This window comes from Pseudomonas maumuensis (genome assembly GCF_019139675.1).
GTDB classification, from domain to species: domain Bacteria; phylum Pseudomonadota; class Gammaproteobacteria; order Pseudomonadales; family Pseudomonadaceae; genus Aquipseudomonas; species Aquipseudomonas maumuensis.
The window spans coordinates 4,052,591-4,071,702 of the sequence record NZ_CP077077.1; the positions used below are offsets into that span (position 1 = coordinate 4,052,591).

15 protein-coding genes are annotated in these 19,112 nt (G+C 65.2%); 4 read left to right on the plus strand and 11 right to left on the minus strand.

The genetic code is table 11. The features are described from left to right. Positions 1-171: 171 nt before the first annotated feature. The 8 genes from KSS90_RS18040 to KSS90_RS18075 all read right to left on the minus strand — a co-directional run bounded on the left by KSS90_RS18040 (position 172) and on the right by KSS90_RS18075 (position 10,285). The gene (locus KSS90_RS18040) at positions 172-2,565 is read right to left on the minus strand and encodes an efflux RND transporter permease subunit (protein WP_217866676.1); all 2,394 of its coding nucleotides are present in this window, start codon (positions 2,563-2,565) and stop codon (positions 172-174) included. Continuing rightward, positions 2,562-3,578 carry a WD40/YVTN/BNR-like repeat-containing protein gene (locus KSS90_RS18045; RefSeq protein WP_217866677.1) on the minus strand — a complete coding sequence of 339 codons (1,017 nt, stop codon included), beginning with the start codon at positions 3,576-3,578 and terminating at the stop codon, positions 2,562-2,564. The genes KSS90_RS18040 and KSS90_RS18045 overlap by 4 nt, the downstream gene beginning before the upstream one ends. Positions 3,579-3,770: 192 nt before the next feature. Then, positions 3,771-6,428: an aminopeptidase N gene (gene pepN, locus KSS90_RS18050; protein WP_217866678.1), complete on the minus strand. Its 2,658-nt coding sequence runs from the start codon at positions 6,426-6,428 to the stop codon at positions 3,771-3,773. 13 nt (positions 6,429-6,441) lie between these two features. Beyond that, positions 6,442-7,272 carry a DUF2797 domain-containing protein gene (locus KSS90_RS18055; RefSeq protein WP_217866679.1) on the minus strand — a complete coding sequence of 277 codons (831 nt, stop codon included), beginning with the start codon at positions 7,270-7,272 and terminating at the stop codon, positions 6,442-6,444. Further along, positions 7,269-7,529 carry a YeaC family protein gene (locus KSS90_RS18060; protein ID WP_023630887.1) on the minus strand — a complete coding sequence of 87 codons (261 nt, stop codon included), beginning with the start codon at positions 7,527-7,529 and terminating at the stop codon, positions 7,269-7,271. The genes KSS90_RS18055 and KSS90_RS18060 overlap by 4 nt, the downstream gene beginning before the upstream one ends. 13 nt (positions 7,530-7,542) lie before the next feature. After that, on the minus strand, positions 7,543-8,427 hold the full coding sequence (locus KSS90_RS18065) for a rhomboid family intramembrane serine protease (protein ID WP_217866680.1): 885 nt from the start codon (positions 8,425-8,427) through the stop codon (positions 7,543-7,545). Then, positions 8,424-9,395 carry a metallophosphoesterase gene (locus KSS90_RS18070; RefSeq protein WP_217866681.1) on the minus strand — a complete coding sequence of 324 codons (972 nt, stop codon included), beginning with the start codon at positions 9,393-9,395 and terminating at the stop codon, positions 8,424-8,426. The genes KSS90_RS18065 and KSS90_RS18070 overlap by 4 nt, the downstream gene beginning before the upstream one ends. Continuing rightward, complete coding sequence (locus KSS90_RS18075; RefSeq protein ID WP_011532967.1) at positions 9,395-10,285, minus strand: NAD(+) kinase; 891 nt, start codon at positions 10,283-10,285, stop codon at positions 9,395-9,397. Before KSS90_RS18075 ends, KSS90_RS18070 begins: the two co-directional genes overlap by 1 nt. A 44-nt stretch (positions 10,286-10,329) precedes the next feature. Between KSS90_RS18075 and KSS90_RS18080 the strand changes: the two genes are divergently transcribed. Together KSS90_RS18080 and KSS90_RS18085 are read left to right on the plus strand one after the other, a co-directional pair. Next, on the plus strand, positions 10,330-11,322 hold the full coding sequence (locus KSS90_RS18080) for a DUF1853 family protein (RefSeq protein ID WP_217866682.1): 993 nt from the start codon (positions 10,330-10,332) through the stop codon (positions 11,320-11,322). Between the two features lie 128 nt (positions 11,323-11,450). Further along, positions 11,451-11,996: a cytochrome b gene (locus KSS90_RS18085; protein ID WP_217866683.1), complete on the plus strand. Its 546-nt coding sequence runs from the start codon at positions 11,451-11,453 to the stop codon at positions 11,994-11,996. Here the strand turns inward: KSS90_RS18085 and KSS90_RS18090 are convergent. Continuing rightward, complete coding sequence (locus KSS90_RS18090; protein ID WP_217866684.1) at positions 11,987-12,880, minus strand: 1-aminocyclopropane-1-carboxylate deaminase/D-cysteine desulfhydrase; 894 nt, start codon at positions 12,878-12,880, stop codon at positions 11,987-11,989. The two genes, KSS90_RS18085 and KSS90_RS18090, sit on opposite strands and share 10 nt — an antisense overlap. A 550-nt stretch (positions 12,881-13,430) precedes the next feature. Beyond that, positions 13,431-15,467: an NADPH-dependent 2,4-dienoyl-CoA reductase gene (locus KSS90_RS18095; RefSeq protein WP_217866685.1), complete on the minus strand. Its 2,037-nt coding sequence runs from the start codon at positions 15,465-15,467 to the stop codon at positions 13,431-13,433. Positions 15,468-15,671: 204 nt separating this feature from the next. On the opposite strand from KSS90_RS18095, the gene KSS90_RS18100 reads away from it, so the two are divergent. Both KSS90_RS18100 and KSS90_RS18105 read left to right on the plus strand, forming a co-directional pair. Then, positions 15,672-16,790 (plus strand): carbon-nitrogen hydrolase family protein, encoded by a 1,119-nt coding sequence (locus tag KSS90_RS18100; protein WP_046857860.1) that lies wholly within the window; start codon positions 15,672-15,674, stop codon positions 16,788-16,790. 4 nt (positions 16,791-16,794) lie between these two features. Then, positions 16,795-17,835, plus strand: a complete 1,041-nt coding sequence (locus KSS90_RS18105; RefSeq protein ID WP_217866686.1) for an AraC family transcriptional regulator — start codon at positions 16,795-16,797, stop codon at positions 17,833-17,835. A gap of 203 nt (positions 17,836-18,038) precedes the next feature. Here KSS90_RS18105 and KSS90_RS18110 read toward each other — a convergent pair whose 3' ends face one another. Beyond that, a complete protein-coding gene (locus tag KSS90_RS18110; RefSeq protein ID WP_217866687.1) occupies positions 18,039-18,926 on the minus strand; it encodes a DUF2242 domain-containing protein in 888 nt (295 codons plus the stop codon). Positions 18,927-19,112 lie beyond the last annotated feature (186 nt).

Consider the following 19,112-nt stretch of genomic DNA (forward strand, 5'->3'; position numbering starts at 1 on the left):
GGAAAATTGGGTGGCCATTATAGCCATGGGGCTGCTCCGCAGCCCAATCGCCGGCAAGCCGGCTCCCACAGGTATGCGCTGGCCTTGAAGCTGGCGCGATCTCTGTGGGAGCCGCGGTTCGCCGCTGCGACTTGCCGGCGATTGGGCCGCGCAGCGGCCCCTTGCTGAGGATCAATGGGCGAAGATCGAGCCGCCCTCCTTGCCCGCCAATTTCTCTGGCTTGATCAGAAAGCGCGCCAGTGCCGGCAGCAGCCACAGGGCGCCGAACATGTTCCACAGCAGCATGAAGGTCAGCATCAGGCCCATGTCGGCCTGGAACTTGATCGCCGAGAAGATCCAGGTGCATACGCCGATGGCCAGGCACAGGCCGGTGAACAGCACCGCCTTGCCGGTGGAGCGCAGGGTCTCGTAGTAGGCCTCCTGCAACGGCAGGCCGGCGCGCAGGAAGCTTTCCAGGCGGCTGTAGATGTAGATGCCGTAATCCACGCCAATACCCACGCCCAGCGCCACCACCGGCAGCGTAGCGACCTTGACGCCGATACCCATGAAAGCCATCAGCGCGTTGCCCAGTACCGAGGTCAGCACCAGCGGTAGGACGATGCACAGGGTCGCGGCGAAGGAGCGGAAGGTGATCATGCACATCACCGCCACGCAGATGTAGACCAGGATGAGGATGGTCAGCTCCGCCGACTTGATCACCTCGTTGGTGGCCGCCTCGATGCCGGCATTACCCGCCGCCAGGAGGAACTGCAGGCCTTCCTTGTTGTGGCTGTCGGCGAAGGCTTTAGCCGCGGCGGTGACCCGCTCCAGCGTCTCGGCCTTGTGGTCGTTGAGGAACACCAGCACCGGAGCCAGCGAACAGTCGGCGTTGTACAGGCCGTCGGCACGGGCGATGGAGTTGTTGAGGATGTCCGGGTTGCGCGACAGCGTCTCCCACTTCAGGCTGCCCTCGTTCATGCCCTTGATGACCTGCTTGGACACGGTCACCAGGGAGATGGTCGACTGCACCCCGGGGGTGTTGTCCATGGTCCACATCAGCTCGTCGATCGGCGCCATGGTCGAGTGGATCGAGCAGCTCTCGGCCGGAGTCTTGACCATGATCACCAGCACATCGGAACTGGTCGAGTAATTGCTGATGATGAAGCTGTTGTCCTGGTTGTAGCGCGAGTCCGGGCGCAGCTCCGGCGCGCCCTGGTCGAGGTCGCCGATCTTCAGGTTCTGGCTGTACCAGAGGCCGCCGCCGAAGGCCAGCAGCGCCAGCACCACCGATACCGGCGCCACCTTGGGGCTGGCGAAGTTGGACAGCAGGCGCCAGAACGGATGCTCGCGGGTCGCATCCTTCTTGCTGCGGGCGATGGCCTTCTGGCTGATGCCGACGTAGCTGATCGCCACCGGCAGCAGGATCAAGTTGGTGAACACGATCACCGCCACACCGATCGAGGCGCCGATGGCCAGCTCGCGGATTACGCCGATGTCGATGATCAGCAGGGTGATGAAGCCCACGGCATCGGCGAGGATGGCGATCATCCCCGGCAGGAACAGCTGGCGGAAGGTGCGCCGGGCCGCGGTCAGGGCGTTGTCGGCGTCACTGGATTGCAGGGCGATGCCGTTGATCTTCTGCACCCCGTGGGAAATGCCGATGGCGAAGATCAGGAACGGCACCAGCATCGAGTACGGGTCCAGGCCGAAGCCCACCGCATGCATCAGCCCGAGCTGCCAAACCACCGCCACCAGCGTGGTGATGAGCACGGCGATGGTGCTACGGATGCACCAGGTGAACCAGTACAGCAGCGCCCAGGTGATCACCAGCGCCACGCCGAAGAACATCGCCACCATCACCAGGCCATCGATCAGATCACCGACCTTCTTGGCGAAGCCGACGATGTGGATCTTCACGTTGGGGTTCTGCGCCTGGAACTTGTCGCGGATCTTCTCCTCCAGCTGGTGGGAGAACTGCTGGTAGTCGAGCTTGACCTGGCGCCCCGGATCCTGCGGGTCGGGATGGTTCTCCAGCAACGGGATGTCGATGATGCTGGACTTGAAGTTGTTGGCCACCAGGCGCCCCACCTGGCCTGACTTGAGCACGTTGTCGCGCAGGGTGTCGAGGCTGTCCTGGGAGCCATTGTAGGTATTGGGGATCACTTCGCCGCCGGAGAAGCCCTCTTCGGTGACCTCGCTCCAGCGCACGCTCGGGCTCCACAGCGATTTCAGCCCGGCGCGGTCGACGCCGGGGATGTAGAACACCTCGTCATGGATCTGACGCAGCGTCTCCATGTAGTCCTTGTCGAAGATGTCGCCGTTGACCGCCTCCACCGAGACGCGCACGGTGTTGCCGAGGTTGGCCAGGTCGTTGCGGTGCTCCATCATCTGCTCGATGAACGGATGCTGCAGCGGGATCATCTTTTCGAAACTGGTGGATGGGCGGATCTGCGTGGCTTGCCAGAACAGGAACACGCTCACCAGCAGGCAGATGGCGATGACCATGGGGCGGTTGTTGAAGATCAGGCGTTCCAGCAGGGTAGCCTTGTCCTTGTGCTGCATGTCGAAGCTCTCCCGACTGGTCATGGACGCACCTCCTGGGTACCGTCGGCCGAGGCCAGATGCACGCCCCCTTGCCCGACCAGCAACAGGCCGCCACCGCCCAGGCCGCTGACACCCGACAGGGCGATGCGGTCGGCACGGTTGCGCACGCTGAAGGTCTGCCCGTCGTCATGGCTGCGCAGCACGCTGCCGCCATTGCCAACCAGCACCAGGCTGCCGTCCTCGAGAAGCGTAGCGCTTGCCAGGCCGAATTCGAGCGGGCCACGTTCGGCCTTGAGCTCGATGGGCTGCCAGCTGTCGCCGAAATCGGTGGAGCGGAACAGGTTGCCGCGCAGGCCGTAGGCCAGCAGGGTATTGGGCTGGGCGGTGCCGATCACACCGAACAGCGAGCCCTCGTAGGGGCCCTGCACCGTCGTCCAGCTCTGGCCGGCATCGCTGGAGCGGAACATGCTGCCCTGCTCGCCGACGATGAACAGGCCGGCGTCCTTCACCTGGGTGATGGCGTTGAGGTGGAGCTGGTCGGGGTTGTCCAGGCGCTCGGCGACGTCCTGCCAGTGCTGGCCGCCATCGGTGGTCTCCAGCAGCGCGCCATAGGCGCCGACGGCAAAGCCATGTTGAGCATCGACGAAACGCACGTCGAGCAAAGGAGCTTCGCGGGACAGGTCTTCGAACTGCTTGCTCCAGGTCGCGCCGCCGTCGTTGCTGGCGAGGATCTGGGCGTCATGGCCGACCGCCCAGCCGCGCTTGTCGTCGAGGAAGAACACCGCGGTAAGCAGTTGCCGGGTGGGCACCCGGGCCTGGGTCCAGGTCTTGCCCTGGTCGTCGGAGAACAGGATATGGCCGCGATCGCCGACCACCACCAGACGCTGGCCGGCGTGGGTAGCGCCGATCAACAGGCTCTGGCTGGCCTTGGCCGACTCCACCGAGTATTCCTCGGCGGCCACCGCCGCCTCGGCATTGCCGGCGCCGATGCCCAGCACCAGTGCCAGCATCGCGCCTGCCGCCAGCCTGCGGCGTGGCGTAATCCGCTCTCTCATGACTGCCCCCTGTTGTGTTCTTGTGGTGGGTCAATCTATTGCCAGGTGCCGAGAAACCCTGTTCCAGAGCCCTGGAATAGCTTTGGGCAATCCTATCGGGGTCATCCGACAGAAAACAACGAGCGGGACGTTATGTTTTGTTAACCACTGAAAATGACTGGGGCCGCTTTGCGGCCCCAAACTTCGCCCGACTTACGCCAGGCTCTTGCTCACCACCTCGTACACATCGCTGGACAGCGCCCCAGACGCAAGAATCCGCTCCAGCTCGCCCTTCATCAGCGCCTGACGCTGGTCGTCATACTTGCGCCAGCGGGTCAGAGGCGCCAATTGGCGCGAGGCGATCTGCGGGTTCAGCGCATTGAGCTCGATCACCAGGTCCGCCAGGAAGCGATACCCCGAACCGTCAGCGGCATGGAAGTTGACCAGGTTCTGCCCGGCGAAACCACCGATCAGCGCACGCACCTTGTTCGGGTTCTTCAGGGTGAAGGCCGGGTGCTGCATCAATGCCTTGACCCGCGCCAGGCCGCCCGGCAGGGTGCTGGCCGCCTGCACGCTGAACCACTGGTCCATGACCAGCGGGTTGTCCTTGAAGTGCTCGGCGAAGGCTTCCAGGGCCTTGGCGCGCTCGGCCTCGAACGGCGAGTTGACCAGCACTGCCAGGGCGGTGAGACGCTCGGTCATGTTGTCGCAGTGCTCGTACTGCTCCAGGGTCGCCTCGAGCACCTGCGGCTTGCCGCTGAGCATCAGGTACGACAAGGCGATGTTCTGCAGGCCCCGGCGGGCGAAGTGCTCGGCCGAGGCCACGTAGGCGGTCTTGCGCGAGACCTCGCGGTTGGCCTGGTAACGCGCCCACAGGGCATCGAACAGCTGCTCGGCGATCTGCCGGCGGGCGAACTCGCGGGCGGCGTGGATAGCGTCCACATCGGCCACCTGGCTGATCTCGGTGAGGTAGGCCTCACCCGGCAGCGAGAGCATCTCGGCGACCATGGCCGGGTCCAGCGACTCATTGCCAACCACAGTGCCCAGTGCGGTGATCAGCCGCTGGTCGAGGGACAGTGCTTCGCCATGCTGGTGCTGGCCGATCAGCTCCTGGAGCACCTGCACGGCCAACTGCTGCCCCGCTTCCCAGCGGTTGAAGCCGTCGCTGTCGTGCTGCATGAGGAACATCAGTTGGTCGCGGTCGTAGGGGAAGCTCAGCTTGACCGGTGCGCTGAAGCCGCGCAGCAGCGACGGCAGGGGCTGGCTGGCAATACCTTCGAAGGTGAAGGTCTGCTCGGCTTCGGTCACCGACAGCACGCGGCTGGTGCCAGCGGCGGCGCTTTCGCCGGCCAGGCGCAACGGCAGGTCGTTGCCTTGGGCGTCCAGCAGGCCCAGCGCCACCGGGATCACGAACGGCAGTTTCTCAACCTGCCCCGGTGTCGGCGGGCAGCTCTGGCGGAAGGTCAGGCTGTAGCGCTGCGCGGCAGCGTCATAGGCCTCGCTGACCTCCAGGCGCGGGGTGCCGGCCTGGCTGTACCAGCGCTTGAACTGGGTCAGGTCGACGCCGTTGGCGTCTTCCATGGCCTTGATGAAGTCGTCGGTGGTAACCGCCTGGCCATCATGGCGCTCGAAGTACAGGTCGCTACCCTTGCGGAAGCCCTCCGCCCCGAGCAGGGTGTGGACCATGCCGACCACCTCGGCACCCTTCTCGTATACCGTCAGGGTGTAGAAGTTGGAGATCTCGATGAAGCTGTCCGGGCGGATCGGGTGGGCCATGGGGCCGGCGTCTTCGGCGAACTGGTGGGTACGCAGGTAGGCGACATCCTCGATGCGCTTGACCGTGCGCGAGTTCATGTCGGCGCTGAACTCGGCATCGCGGAACACCGTGAAGCCTTCCTTGAGCGACAGCTGGAACCAGTCGCGGCAGGTCACGCGGTTGCCCGACCAGTTGTGGAAGTACTCGTGGGCCACCACGCCCTCGACCCGCTGGTGGGCGGCGTCGGTGGCGGTCTCGGCGCGGGCCAGCACGCAGCTCGAGTTGAAGATGTTCAGGCCCTTGTTTTCCATGGCGCCCATGTTGAAGTCGTTGACCGCGACGATCATGAAGATGTCCAGGTCATATTCACGACCGTAGACTTCCTCGTCCCAGCGCATGGACTTCTTCAGGCTGACCATGGCGTGGTCGCACTTGTCGAGGTTTTCTTCCTCGACATAGATACGCAGGGTCACGTCGCGGCCGGACTGGCGGGTGAACTCGCTCTCGACGCACCACAGGTCACCGGCTACCAGGGCAAACAGGTAGGCCGGCTTCTTGAACGGGTCTTCCCAGGTCGCCCAGTGCCGGCCATCATCCGCCGGGCCGCTGCCCGTGGGGTTGCCGTTGGACAGCAGCACCGGATAGCGGTGCTGCTCGGCGATCACCGTGGTGGTGAACGTGCTCATCACGTCCGGGCGGTCGAGGTAGTAGGTGATCTTGCGGAAGCCCTCGGCCTCGCACTGGGTGCAGAACATCTTGCCGGACTTGTACAGGCCTTCCAGCGCGGTGTTGCTTTCCGGGTGGATCTTCACGCTGGTATCCAGGGTGAAGCGTTCGGCCTTGGGATGCACGGTGAGGCTGTCGTCATCGAGCTGGTAGTCGCCGGCGGCCAGCGCCTGGTCGTCCAGTTGCACGCTGAGCAGCTCCAGGTGCTGGCCATCGAGCACCAGCGGCGGCAGGCCGGCGCCGCGCTCGGGGTTGCGGCGCATGACCAGCTGCGCATGGACCAGGCTGTGGTCCTCGAACAGTTCGAAGGTCAGGTGGGTCTCGTCGATCAGGTACTCGGGGGCCTGATAGTCCTTGAGGTAGATCACTTGCGGTTGTTCGGTACGCATGGTGACGATCCTTTTACTGGAGCACGGCCAGCTGGTAGGCCGTGTACTTGCGAATGTTGATCACGCCGGTGTCGAAGATCAGGTACTGGCCCTTGATGCCCAGCAGCGTGCCTTCCACGACGGGATCCTTGTCGAGGTTGAAGCTGACGATCTTTTTCGGATAGGCCTCGACCGGGTAGCGCATCTGCACCACCTCGGCGTCGGGCAACGGCTGGATGGCCTGCAGGCCGAAGCGCTCCTGCAAGGCGCGGATGCCGTCGGCGCAGGCGTCGAAGATCTGTTCGCGGATGGCCGGCAGGTCGAGCACCTCGGCGTCGCCCTTGAGCAGCGCGCGCCAGTTGGTGCGGTCCGGTACCTGGCTGCGCAGCACGTCTTCGACCAGCCCGGATTGCTGGCGGGTGGCCACGCGCATGATCGGCAGCGCCTGGCTGGCGCCCTGGTCGAGCCAGCGGGTGGGCAGCTGGGTGGCGCGGGTGATGCCGACCTTGATGCCCGACGAGTTGGCCAGGTACACCACGTGGTCGGTCATGCAGAACTGCTCGCCCCACGACGGCTCGCGGCAGGTACCGGCGTCGTAGTGGCAGCGTTCCGGGGCCATGATGCACACATCGCACTGGGCCAGCTTGGTCATGCACGGGTAGCAGTAACCCTGGCTGAAGCTGGTCTTGGTGCGTTTGCCGCAATGGCTGCAGTGGATCGCGCCGAGGTACTCGAGGCGGATCGACTGGCCGATCAGCGGGTTTACCGGCACCTCGGCGTCATCCAGGCGGAAACTGTATTGAACGACCGGTGCGTCCAGGCGCACCGCCATCTTGCTCAGAGAGCCACGAGCGAGTTCGATCAATGTACCGAGTCCGACTTGAACAGAATGTTGGCGATCGGCGCCGACTTCGAGGCGCATTCCTGCGGCCCCATGTAGCCGGTGCGCTGCTCTTCGGGGAGGTTCTTGATCTCCCAGGCGATCACCGCCTGCAGCGACAGCTCCTTCTGTTCGGCGGTCAGCTTGCGGCCGTCGGACCATTTGCCGATTTCAACGGCCGTCTTCAGGCTCTCGTAGATCTCGGGGGTGATATTTTCGATCATTTGCGCGAATGTGGACATGCTGTCTCCTCAGTCAGGCCGTCAGTTTACGCCTCGCCAGCGCGCCACCCAAGAGCCCCGTCAGGCATCCGATGAGCAACCCACCGACATGGGCGGCGTTGGCGATCTGGCCGAAGCCGAGCTGGCCGACCACGCCGCTCAGGCAGATCACCAGCCAGATCAGCATCATCACCAACACGCCCTTGGGCAGGTTGAACTGCGGGTTCGGCGCCAGCCACTGGTAAAGCCAGACATGCCCGAGCAAGCCGTAGAGCACGCCGGACAGCCCGCCGAACAGGCTCGGGCCGCTGGTGAAATGCTGGGCCAGGTTGGACACCAGGCTGAACAACAGCGTCAGCCCCAGCAACATCCACGGGCCCTGGCGCAGCTCGATGCGCTTGCCCAGCTCCCAATACCACAGGCCGTTCATGGCCAGGTGCAATACGCCGAAGTGCAGCAGCATCGGCGAAACCAGCCGCCACCACTGGCCTTCGGCGAGGCCCTGGAGCAAGGGGGTGAAGTACAGGTAGTCGCCCTGCACCTTGAACGACAGGAAGGTGAACCAGCCGATGGTCGAGAGATTGTCACCCAGGCCGGTCACCCCGGCGACCACCAGGCTCAGGAGCAGTACCGCGGCGGTGACCTTGCAGGCCCTGGCCTGCTCCTTCAGCGAAGGCGCCGCCGGGGCGGTCGGCATGCCAGCGTCCACAGGTTCGGGCATCGCTTCAAGGTCGGCATTGCCCTCAGGGAAGCGCCGATAGAGTTCCAGTACTTCGTGGGCCATGGCCGGCGGCGCCCAGAGCACCTGTTCCTCGCCCTCCTCCACCACCCGGTGCGGCACCTGCAGACGGCGCAGCAGGGCGACGAAACCGCTGAGATCGACCGCCAGCGGCAGGCGCAGCACCTCGATCACGTTCATTGGCTGGCCTGCGGGCGGTCGACATCGACCCAGACGAACTTGTGCGGGTCGATGCGGGTCTCGTCGTCCAGGCGGTAGGCCGCGAGCTTGCCATAGAGCACGGCGCTGTAGTCCAGACAGGCCAGGTTGTCGCGGATCGGTGCCGGCCGGCCACTGCGCCAGTAATGGCCGACGAACAGCAACGGTTCGTCCTCGGCATAGCGCAGCAGGGCGTTCTTCTGGCTGTGACTGAGCGGCGTGCGGGCCACTTCGTCGGGCAGCGCGTCGGGCTGGAAGACGATGTCGCCGTAGGTCTGCGGATCCTCCTCCCAGAACTTGGTGCGGAAGAAGGCGCGGGTCAGGCCGTCGCCGCCGGTCAGGGTCAGACCGTCCGGCAGGCGCATGTCGGTGCCGCGCAGCAGGCGGTTGCACACTGTCGAGGCGAAGCTGCCAGACACTGCCGAGGCCTGCACGAAGTGCTCGTCGATGCAGCCCGTGGGGTATTGCTGGCGCAACGGCTCGATCAGCCGTGGGTCCCAGCAGGCATGCACCAGGCGGAAGCGCCTGGCGTCGATGAACAACGGCAGCTGGTAGAACCACTGGATGAAATCGTGCCAGTCGCCGGGGTGCTGGGCGAACTGGGTGAGGGTCTCGTCGATCAGCCGGGCATGGCGTGGGGTGTGCTCGCGCACATGGGCCTTGCCACTGCCCGGCAACGCCGGGGTGACCCAGCCCAGGGCGTTGTATTCATGGTTGCCCATGATGCAGAACGCCTGGCCGGCCTCGACCATGTCATGAACGATGTGCAGCGCCTCGCGGATGCGCGGGCCGCGGTCGACGATGTCGCCCAGGAACAACGCCTGGCGCCGCGGATGCCGCCACACCCCGCCGATGCGCTTGTAGCCGAGGGCGTCGAGCAAGCGTTCGAGGGTGAGCGCGCAACCATGCACGTCACCGATGATGTCGAAACTGCGCGCCGGATCGAGCATCAGTCGTCCCTGCCGCCCAGGCGGCTGCCCCAGCCGAGCTTGGTGCGGCAGACCTCGTAGTAGTTATGATCCAGCGGATGGATCAGGCGCAGTTTCTGCGGCTTCTTGCTCACCGTGATGGTGTCGCCTGGGGCGCAGGTGAAATGGTTCTGGCCGTCGCAGGAGACCTGCGGGTAGATCTGCAGGTCCTTGGATACGACGATCTTCAGCTCGCTGTTGCCGTCTACCACGATCGGCCGGCCGGACAAGGTATGCGGGTACATCGGCACGATGACGATGGCGTCCAGCTTGGGATGCATGATCGGGCCGCCAGCGGACAGCGCGTAGGCGGTGGAGCCGGTCGGGGTGGCGACGATCAGGCCGTCGGCCTTCTGGCTGCAGACGAACTGGCCGTCGATGTAGATCTCGAACTCGATCATCCGCGTCGACTTGCCCGGGTGCAGCACCACGTCGTTGAGCGCATCGCCCTGGCCGATAGCCTCGTTGTGACGGCGCACCTCGGCCTGCAGCAGGAAGCGGTTCTCCACCAGGTAATGGCCGTCGAGCACCTCGGCGACCTTCTCCTCCAGCTCGTCAGGGCGGATATCGGTGAGGAAACCCAGGTTGCCGCGGTTGATCCCCAGCACCGGGATGTTGTGCCGGGCCAGGGCGCGGGCGGCGCCGAGCAGGCTGCCGTCGCCACCGACCACTATGACCAGGTCGCAGACCTCGCCCAGCAGTTTGCGTGTCGAGGTCTGCAGGCCGTGGCCCGGCAGGACTTCGGCGATGGTGTCCTCGAGGATCACGTGCAGGTGGCGCTCGAGGAGGAATTTTTTCAGTCGGCGAATGGTGTCGAGCACCTGGGAGCTGCCAAGGCGTCCGATGATACCGATATTGCGAAATTGCTCCATGGTGCTCCTGCAAGGCTCTGCGGCGGGGTGACAATGCCGGGATTATGGGCGAAAGGACCGGCCAGCGGCAAACCGGCTATGCTCGCAGGATGATGCCCTTCGCCGAACTCGAGCACCTGCCCCGCCAGCTGCGTCACCCCGCCGTGCGCGACCTGGCCTGGGCGCTGCTGTCACCGCCGCTGCTGGCCCAGGCCGGCTGCCCTCAGCGTCATCCGCTGCAGGGTAGCGCCTGGGTCGATGACCCACAGCGCCTGGGCCACTGGCTGGCAACGCTCGACCAGGCGCCCGCGCCGCTATCGAGCTGGCTGGCACGCCTGAACAGCCGACGGCTGGGCCTGTACTACGAAAGCCTGTGGCAGTTCGCCCTGCACCAGGCACCGGGCGTCGAGCTACTGGCGGCCAACCTGGCGATCCGCGACGGCGGACGCACTCTGGGCGAGCTGGACATCCTGCTGCGCGACCGCGAAGGCGATCATCACCTGGAGCTGGCGATCAAACTCTACCTCGGCCCGCCTGCCGGCAACGGGCAGGATCCGGCGCAATGGCTCGGCCCCGGCTGCCATGACCGCCTCGGGACCAAGTTGGCGCACCTGGCCGGACATCAGCTGACCATCTCCGGCCAGCCCCATAGCCGCGTTGCGCTGGCCGGCCTGGGAATCGCCGAAGTCGAGGCACAGCTATGGCTCGGCGGATATCTGTTCTACCCATGGCCCGGGCATGCCGAAGCGCCTGCCGGCGCCCATCCGGCGCATTTACGCGGGCACTGGCTGCATCGACGGGACTGGGTGGATTACCTCGAGCACTGCCCACCCGGGCGCTGGCAGCCGCTGCCCCGGCATGGGTGGCTGGCCCCGGCGCGGGTCCAAGCAGGCGGTAGCTGGACGGTTGAACAGTTCGACAGCTGGTTGCAAGCACTGGATGAGGTTGCCCCGGCGCAGTTGCTGGTCAGGCTTGAAGAGGATGAGGACGGCGCCTGGCAGGAAGCCGAGCGGGTGTTTCTGGTGGCAGACAGCTGGCCGCAGCTTCCGGGGGGATGACGGAGCAGACCAGCCTGCACGGGACGTTCTTGCCTGCCCATATCAACACAATTTTTACAGCGCACCCTTACGATCACAGCCAGGCGCCAGCAAGAGCGCCCTTTCCGACCTGATGACGAGGATCCACCATGGTTTCATCCACTCCCGCGGCCCACTATGCGCGGCTGTCGATCGCCCTGCACTGGCTGATGCTGGTACTGCTGGCCGCCGTCTACGCCTGCATCGAACTGCGCGGCATGTTCCCCAAGGGCAGCGCCGAGCGTGACCTGATGAAAGACCTGCACTTCATGCTCGGGCTGACGGTGTTCGTGCTGGTCTGGCTGCGCCTGGCCATGCGCCTGTCGCGCCCCACTCCGCCGATCGTCCCCAGGCCACCGGCCTGGCAGACGGGCCTGGCACACCTGGTACACCTGCTGCTGTACCTGATGATGATCGGCCTACCGCTGGCCGGCTGGGCGATCCTCAGCGCCGCCGACAAGCCGATCCCGTTCTATGGCCTGGAGCTGCCGGCCATCGTCGCCCCCGACCCGGACCTGAGCAAGTTCATCAAGGGCTGGCATGAACGTATCGGCAGCTGGGGGTACTGGCTGATCGGCCTGCACGCGCTGGCCGGGCTTTATCACCACTATGTGCGGCGCGACAACACGCTGTTGCGCATGCTGCCCTACAAGTAACCGCGTCGTCCCTGCAGGCCTCCGGTGTGCAGGAATACCAGCCGGGTGCCGGGGGCAAAACACCCGGCCTCGACCTGGTCGCGCAGGGCCAGCAGGGCCTTACCGGTGTAGAGCGCCTCCAGCGGCATGCCGGTTTGCCGTTCGGTGTCGGCGATAAACGCCAGCAGTGTGTCGTCGATACGGGCAAAGCCGCCACGGCTGGCGTCGTGCAGCTGATAGCCGTGCGCACCCGCCAGCGCCGTGACGGTTTCCGGTACACCGTGGTCGAGGGGCACGGCCAGGGCGCCATGGACCACATGCCTGCCCGCCTCCTCTAGCACCATTCCGGCCAAGGTCGTGCCGGTGCCTGCCGCCAGCCACCAGGCGTCGTAGTCCGTCCAGCCGAGCGTTGCCAATTGCGCTCGGCATTGCGCGACGATCAAACCGCAGCCCTGCGCGCCAGCATGGCCGCCACCGCCTTCAGGGATGCAGTGCCAACCTGGGTAGCGGGCCTGCCAGGGCTCCCAGAAGCCGGGCTCATGGCGGTTGCGGTAGCCGCCGAAACCGAGCCAGTGCAGGTCCATGCCCAGGGCTCGCAGATCCTGTACCGTCGGTGTTTCCTGGGGGTGGCCACGCAATAGCCCGGCGGTAGCAAAGCCGAAGCGCTTGCCGGCGGCGGCCAGGGCGTGGAGATGGTTGGAATGGTTGCCGCCTAGGCTGATCAGGCCCGGGGCATCGGCCTTGCGGGCCTGGAGCAGGTGATGGCGCAGCTTGAACCATTTGTTGCCGCTGATCAGCGGGTCGATCAGGTCCAGGCGCAGGACCGCAGCTTCGATTCCCGCGTGGCGTAACCAAGATAGGTCGAGGCGTTGCAGGGGGGCTTGGGGAAGAGAAAAATCAGACATGGAGGCAGTTTATCTGATTGCCCAGATGCGGATGTGTTGCTCGTTGCCGTGACAGATTCAAGAGTCTAGTGCCATACCCAGCTAGCGATAGCTGCGTCAGCCCAGGCGCCGCCCGTAACTTCAGGACTTCAGGAGGCTGGAGAACGGAGCGCATGTAAGTGAGGCGTACCACCATCCCTTTCAAGATCTTTGGGTGGGAGGCCATTGACCGAGTGAAGGCCTCCAGGTGTCCACCGCTCCACTTGCAGCGCCTATCAGATCGAGCGCCGCCCGCGCGGCGCATCGCGGATGAATCCGCTCCTACAATCTGTTGCAACGTGGCCATGCCTGATAGGCCATGGTTGTAAGCCTCGTCCGCTCGACGCGATGTTTCGACGGGCATTGCCGCCGTCTCACCTGTCTTGAGCCCTGCGCCAGGGCTGGCAACCATGGCCTGACAGGTTCGGTACGTTGCAACAAATGTAGGAGCGGATTCATCCGCGATGCGCCGCGCGGGCGGCGCTCGATCCCACGGGCACTGCAACTCTAAAGTCAAACGCGCTTCAAACAATCACAGCTCCGCCGCCAATCTCGACCCTTGGTTAATCGCCCGCTTGGCATCAAGCTCAGCCGCCACGTCAGCGCCACCGATCAAATGCACCGATTGCCCGGCAGCTACCAGGCCGTCATGCAACTCGCGCAGCGGCTCCTGCCCCGCGCAGACAACGATGTTGTCCACCGCCAGCACCTGCGGCTCGCCCTCGCCGATACGCACATGCAGGCCGGCATCGTCCACGCCGAGGTACTCGACGCTGTTGAGCATCTGCACCTGCTTGTTCTTCAGCCCCGTGCGATGAATCCAGCCGGTGGTCTTGCCCAGGCCGTCGCCAACCTTGGTCTTCTTGCGCTGCAGCAGGTACACCTGGCGCGCCGGCGCATGAGGCTCTGCCTTGACCCCGGCCACACCACCACGGGCCTCCAGCTGCGTATCGATGCCCCACTCCTTCCAGAACGCCTCACGGTCCTGGCTGGTGGCCACGCCCTTATGCACCAGGTACTCGGACACATCGAAACCGATACCACCGGCACCGATCACCGCCACCCGCTCGCCCACCGGCTTGCGCTCGAGCAGTACGTCCAGGTAGTTCAGCACCTTGGCATTGTCGATGCCGGGAATGGCCGGCGTACGCGGCGCGATACCGGTGGCCAGGATGACTTCGTCGTATTCGCCGGCCACCAGTGCGGCTACGTCGACACGGGTATTCAGACGCAGTTCGACCCCCGTGGACTTCACCTTGTTACGGAAGTAGCGCAGGGTCTCGTAGAACTCCTCCTTGCCCGGCACCCGCTTGGCCACATTGAATTGCCCGCCGATCTCGCCGGCAGCATCGAACAGCGTCACTGCATGGCCGCGCTCGGCAGCCACGGTGGCGGCCGCCAGGCCCGCCGGTCCGGCGCCGACCACGGCGATGCGCTTGACCGCCTGCACAGGCAGGTAGTTGAGCTCCGTCTCGTGGCAGGCACGCGGGTTGACCAGGCAACTGGTCAGCTTGCCGCCGAAAGTGTGATCCAGGCATGCCTGGTTGCAGCCGATACAGGTGTTGATCTCGTCGCCACGGCCTTCGGCGGCCTTGTTGACGAAATCGGGGTCGGCCAGGAACGGCCGGGCCATGGAGACCATGTCGGCATCGCCCTCGGCCAGCACCGCCTCGGCCACTTCCGGGGTATTGATGCGGTTGGTGGTGATCAACGGGATCTTCACCACGCCACGCAGCTTGGCGGTAACCTTGCTGAACGCCGCGCGCGGCACCTTGGTGGCGATGGTCGGGATGCGCGCCTCGTGCCAACCGATACCAGTGTTGATCAGCGTGGCGCCGGCCTGCTCGATGGCCTTGGCCAGCAGCTCGATCTCGTCCCAAGTGCTGCCGCCCTCGACCAGGTCGAGCATCGACAGGCGGAAGATGATGATGAAGTTCGGCCCCACCGCCTCGCGCACCCGCTGCACGATTTCCACGGCCAGGCGCATGCGGTTCTCATAGCTGCCACCCCAGCGGTCGGTGCGGTGGTTGGTGTGGGCGGCGAGGAACTGGTTGATGAAGTAGCCTTCCGAACCCATGATCTCGACGCCGTCATAGCCGGCGCACTGGGCCAGGCTTGCGCAGGTGACGAAGTCGCGGATCTGCTTCTCGATGCCTTCCTCGTCCAACTCCTTGGGCTTGAACGGGTTGATCGGTGCCTGGATGGCGCTGGGCGCCACTTGCTTCGGGCTGTAGGCATAGCGCCCGGCGTGGAGGATCTGCAGGCAGATCTTGCCACCGGCGGCATGCACCGCCTCGGTGACGACCCGGTGCTTGGCGGCCTCTTCCTCGGTGCTGAGCTTGGCCGCGCCGGAGTACACGCCGCCTTCGTCGTTGGGCGCGATGCCACCGGTGACCATCAGGCCGACGCCACCACGGGCACGCTCGGCGAAGTATGCGGCCATGCGTTCGAAGCCGCCGGGGCGCTCTTCGAGGCCTGTGTGCATCGAACCCATCAGGGTGCGGTTGCGCAAGGTGGTGAAGCCCAGGTCGAGGGGGGCCAGCAGGTGCGGGTAACGGTCGGTAGCCATGGATGGACTCCACAGTTGGCATGATCACGGAATGCGGGCGCCTCTGCCGCTGGCTACACCAGCTCGCGGGGCCCGTCGGTTATCTGAGGCCGACATTAAACAGGCGTTTGAACACGCTCAATGATCGAAACTGACAACTTATTGATCCTGCTGCACAGCAGGTCTACCCTAAGGCACCTCTACCGCACAACGCTGGACCGTTCCATGCGCAAATTGCTAGCCGGCGCCCTGGCGCTGGTCACTCTCGCCGCCCTCTGTGGCTACGGCTTCTGGACCCTGCAGCGTCCGGAAGGCCATTACCTGTCCGACCTGCGCATCGAGCTGGCCCTCAACCAGGGCGTGCCAGGCGAGCACGGCAACCTGCTGGGGGTCGAGCCGCTGTTGTATCCGGGCGACTACCAGAACCTGACGCGCCTGCACCGCAAGCTCTCGGCCTACCTGGAGCAGGCCCGTGCCCAGGGGTTGGTCAACTCGCGCACCGTGGTGGTACTGCCCGAGCATATCGGCACCTGGCTGTGGGCCCGTGGCGAAAAGCGCGAGCTGTACCAGGTGACCCAGCGCAGCGAGGCCTGGCAGTGGCTGGAGTTGAGCAACCCGCTGCGCTACGGCTTGGCGATGCTCGCTGCCAGCGGCGACGACCGCCGCTCGGACGCCCACCTGCGCATGAAGGCCGCACAGATGGCCGCCGACTACCAGCAGCTGTTCGGCAACCTGGCCCGCGAGTTCGGCGTCACCCTGGTCGCGGGCTCCATCGTCCTGCCCGCGCCCTACGTCGAGAACGGCGTACTGCGCACCGGCAACGGCCCGCTTTACAACAGCAGCCTGGTGTTCGCCAGCGACGGCTCGGTGCTCGGCCAGCCTCAGCACCAGCAGTACCCCGACAGCGAAAGCCGGCGCTACATCCAGGGCGGCCAGCAACACCCCCTGCAAGTGCTGGAGACCCCCGCCGGGCGCCTGGGCGTACTGATCGGCAGCGACAGCTGGTACCCGGCCAACCACCGGCAACTGGCCGCGCAGTCGGTGCAGCTGATTGCCAACCCGGTGTTCCTCAGCGGCAAACAGAGCTGGCAGGCGCCCTGGCGCGGCAACCGCCATCAGGCACAGGCCGCCGACCTGCCGCTGCAACGCGGCGAGGTCAGTGAGCAGCGTGCCTGGCAGCAACTACCCTTGGCCGCCAATGACAGCACCCCGAGCATAAGCGTGTTCATGCGTGGCCAGTTCTGGGAGCTGGGCAGCGACGGCCAGGGCTTTGCCAGCCAAAGCGGCACACTGTGGGTCGGCAACGACAGCCACGGTGCGCGCCTGCTCAACCTTTGGCTGTGACGCCATGCCCCGCCCCCGCGTGCGCCTGGGTGATCTGTCGGTAGGTTTCGTCCAGCCCCTGGCCGAAGCACTGAGCATGCTCGGCCACGATCCGCATCCGCTGCTGCTGCGCTACGGCCTCGACGCCAGGCGCCTGGCCGAACCAGGCGCGCGTCTGTCGATTCCGCGCTACATGCACCTGGGCCATGCGGCGATTGCCTTGTCCGCCGAACCGGCCCTGGGCCTGCACATGGGGCGCCTGAGCCGCCTGGCACAGGCCGGGCTGGCCGGGGTGACTGCTGCCCAGGCACCCACTCTCGGCGAAGCTGCCCGCACCCTGCTGCGCTTCGAACCGTTGTATGCCGCCAACTACCGGGGCCGGTCGAGTTTCCACGAAGACACCCAGGGCGCTTGGTTGAGGTTCTATTCCATCAGCCCCTACAACAGCTACAACCATTTCGTGGTCGACTCGATGCTCGCGGGCTGGCTGGCGCAGCTCGGCGCCCTCAGCGCCAGGCCGGTACATGCCGAACGTATCGAGATCGAATTCGACACTCCCGCTTACGCTGCGCAATACCAAGGCCTGTGTACGGGCACCGTGCATTTCGCTGCTGCGGCCAACCAGCTGCGCCTGAGCCGGGCCACCCTGGACCTGCCGAACCTGCAGCACTGCCCCAGTACCTGGCAGCACCTGCTGCAGCTATGCGAAGCGGAACTGGCCCAGCGCACCCGTGTACGCAGCCTGGGCGAGCGCATCACCCACCTGCTGGGCCCACTGCTCAATGGCGGGCACGAACCGGACCTGGAGGAAGTGGCGCGGCACCTGCAACTGCCGACCTGGACGTTGCGCCGCAAGCTGGCCGAGGAAGGCACGCGGTTTCGCAACCTGCTCAACGACACACGGCGCGACCTGGCCGAGACCTATATCCGTGATACGGAACTGGCCTTCGGCGAGATCGCCTATCTGCTGGGATTCGCCTCGGCAGAGGCGTTCCAGCGCGCGTTCAAGCGCTGGACGGGGCTGACCCCGGGGGAATTTCGCCGCCATCAGCGGCAAGTCGGTTAGAGCTCGGTGGCGTCGTCGGCCGGCTCCGGCAGGTCCAGTTCATAGGCCTGGAACTCGAGCAGTTCTTCCTGGTAATCGTCCATCTTCACGCCCCTCATTCGTCGTTCTTCTGTCATTGCGCCAACCTAAGCCAGCGTAATGACAGAATGATTACAGCCCTATGAACGATAAACGTAGCAGGCGCCCAGGAAGTTATCGACGAGTCAGAGTGGCGCAGGCGCCTGCTCGGCCGCCGGGGCTTCCTGCTGGACCTGGATCGGCGCTGGCTCCACAGGCGGCGCGATGGGTTGCGAGCCCTTGCTGTCATCCACCACCGGCGCGGCTGGGGCCTCGCTGGACGGCACGGGAGGCGCTGGAGTGGCAACGGGCGCAGGCGCTGCGGCAGGGGCGGCAGCAACCGGTGTCGATAGCGGGGCCGGTGTCTCTGCCACGCTTTCGGCTACCGGCATGGCCGGCTGCGGTACGGGCGCTAGGGCTGCGGGCGCAGGCTCCGGCAGGCCCAGGTCGGCGGCAGGTTTTTCCACCTTCGGCTCGGCGGCAGGCTCGGACTTCTCCGGCTTCTTCGGTTTCGGCAGGTAGCTTTCCACCAGGGCGAAGTAACGATCGTAGAACTGCGCAGCGGTGACCGTCTCGCTGGCCACCTTGACCATGGAGTCGTCGGTGGAGCCGATCGGCATCGACACCGAGCCCAGCACGCCCACGCCGAGGCTGGCGGAAGTGTTGGACTTTTTCAGGGCATAGCGGTCCTGCAGGGCGTTGGCGAACATGGTCGAGCGATGCTTGTCGCTCATGTCCGAAACGCAGGTGATGTTGAAGCTGATCTGCAGGTGGTTCTCGGCGTTCTGCTGGAAGCTCTTGTTGCCGGCGACCTGGTTGGCATCGCTGCTGGTGATGATGTAGCCCTGGCTGAGCAGCGCACGACGCGCCGCCTCGCAGGAGCCCGCCTCGCTGGTGGCGAAGGTGCGGGAAAAGGTGCCCGAGTCATCGAAGTTCTCATGCTCGTAGACGGCGGCCTTTTTCGAGGAACAGCCGGACACGCCCGCCAGCACGAGGGCCAGCCCGAGCGCGCCATAGACGGTTGATCTAGACATTGCCAATTCCGGGAAGAAACGAATGGGGCGTATTGTGCATCACATCGATCAGCGGCTGAAACCTTTGATCGGTGAAGAGTCTGTCAGCATTGTTGGAAATCCTTGCCCATGGCCGGGCAAGTTGCTGAAACGAAAAAAGCGACCCTAAGGTCGCTTTTCCGTTGCCTCGAGGTGTTCAAAGGGCCT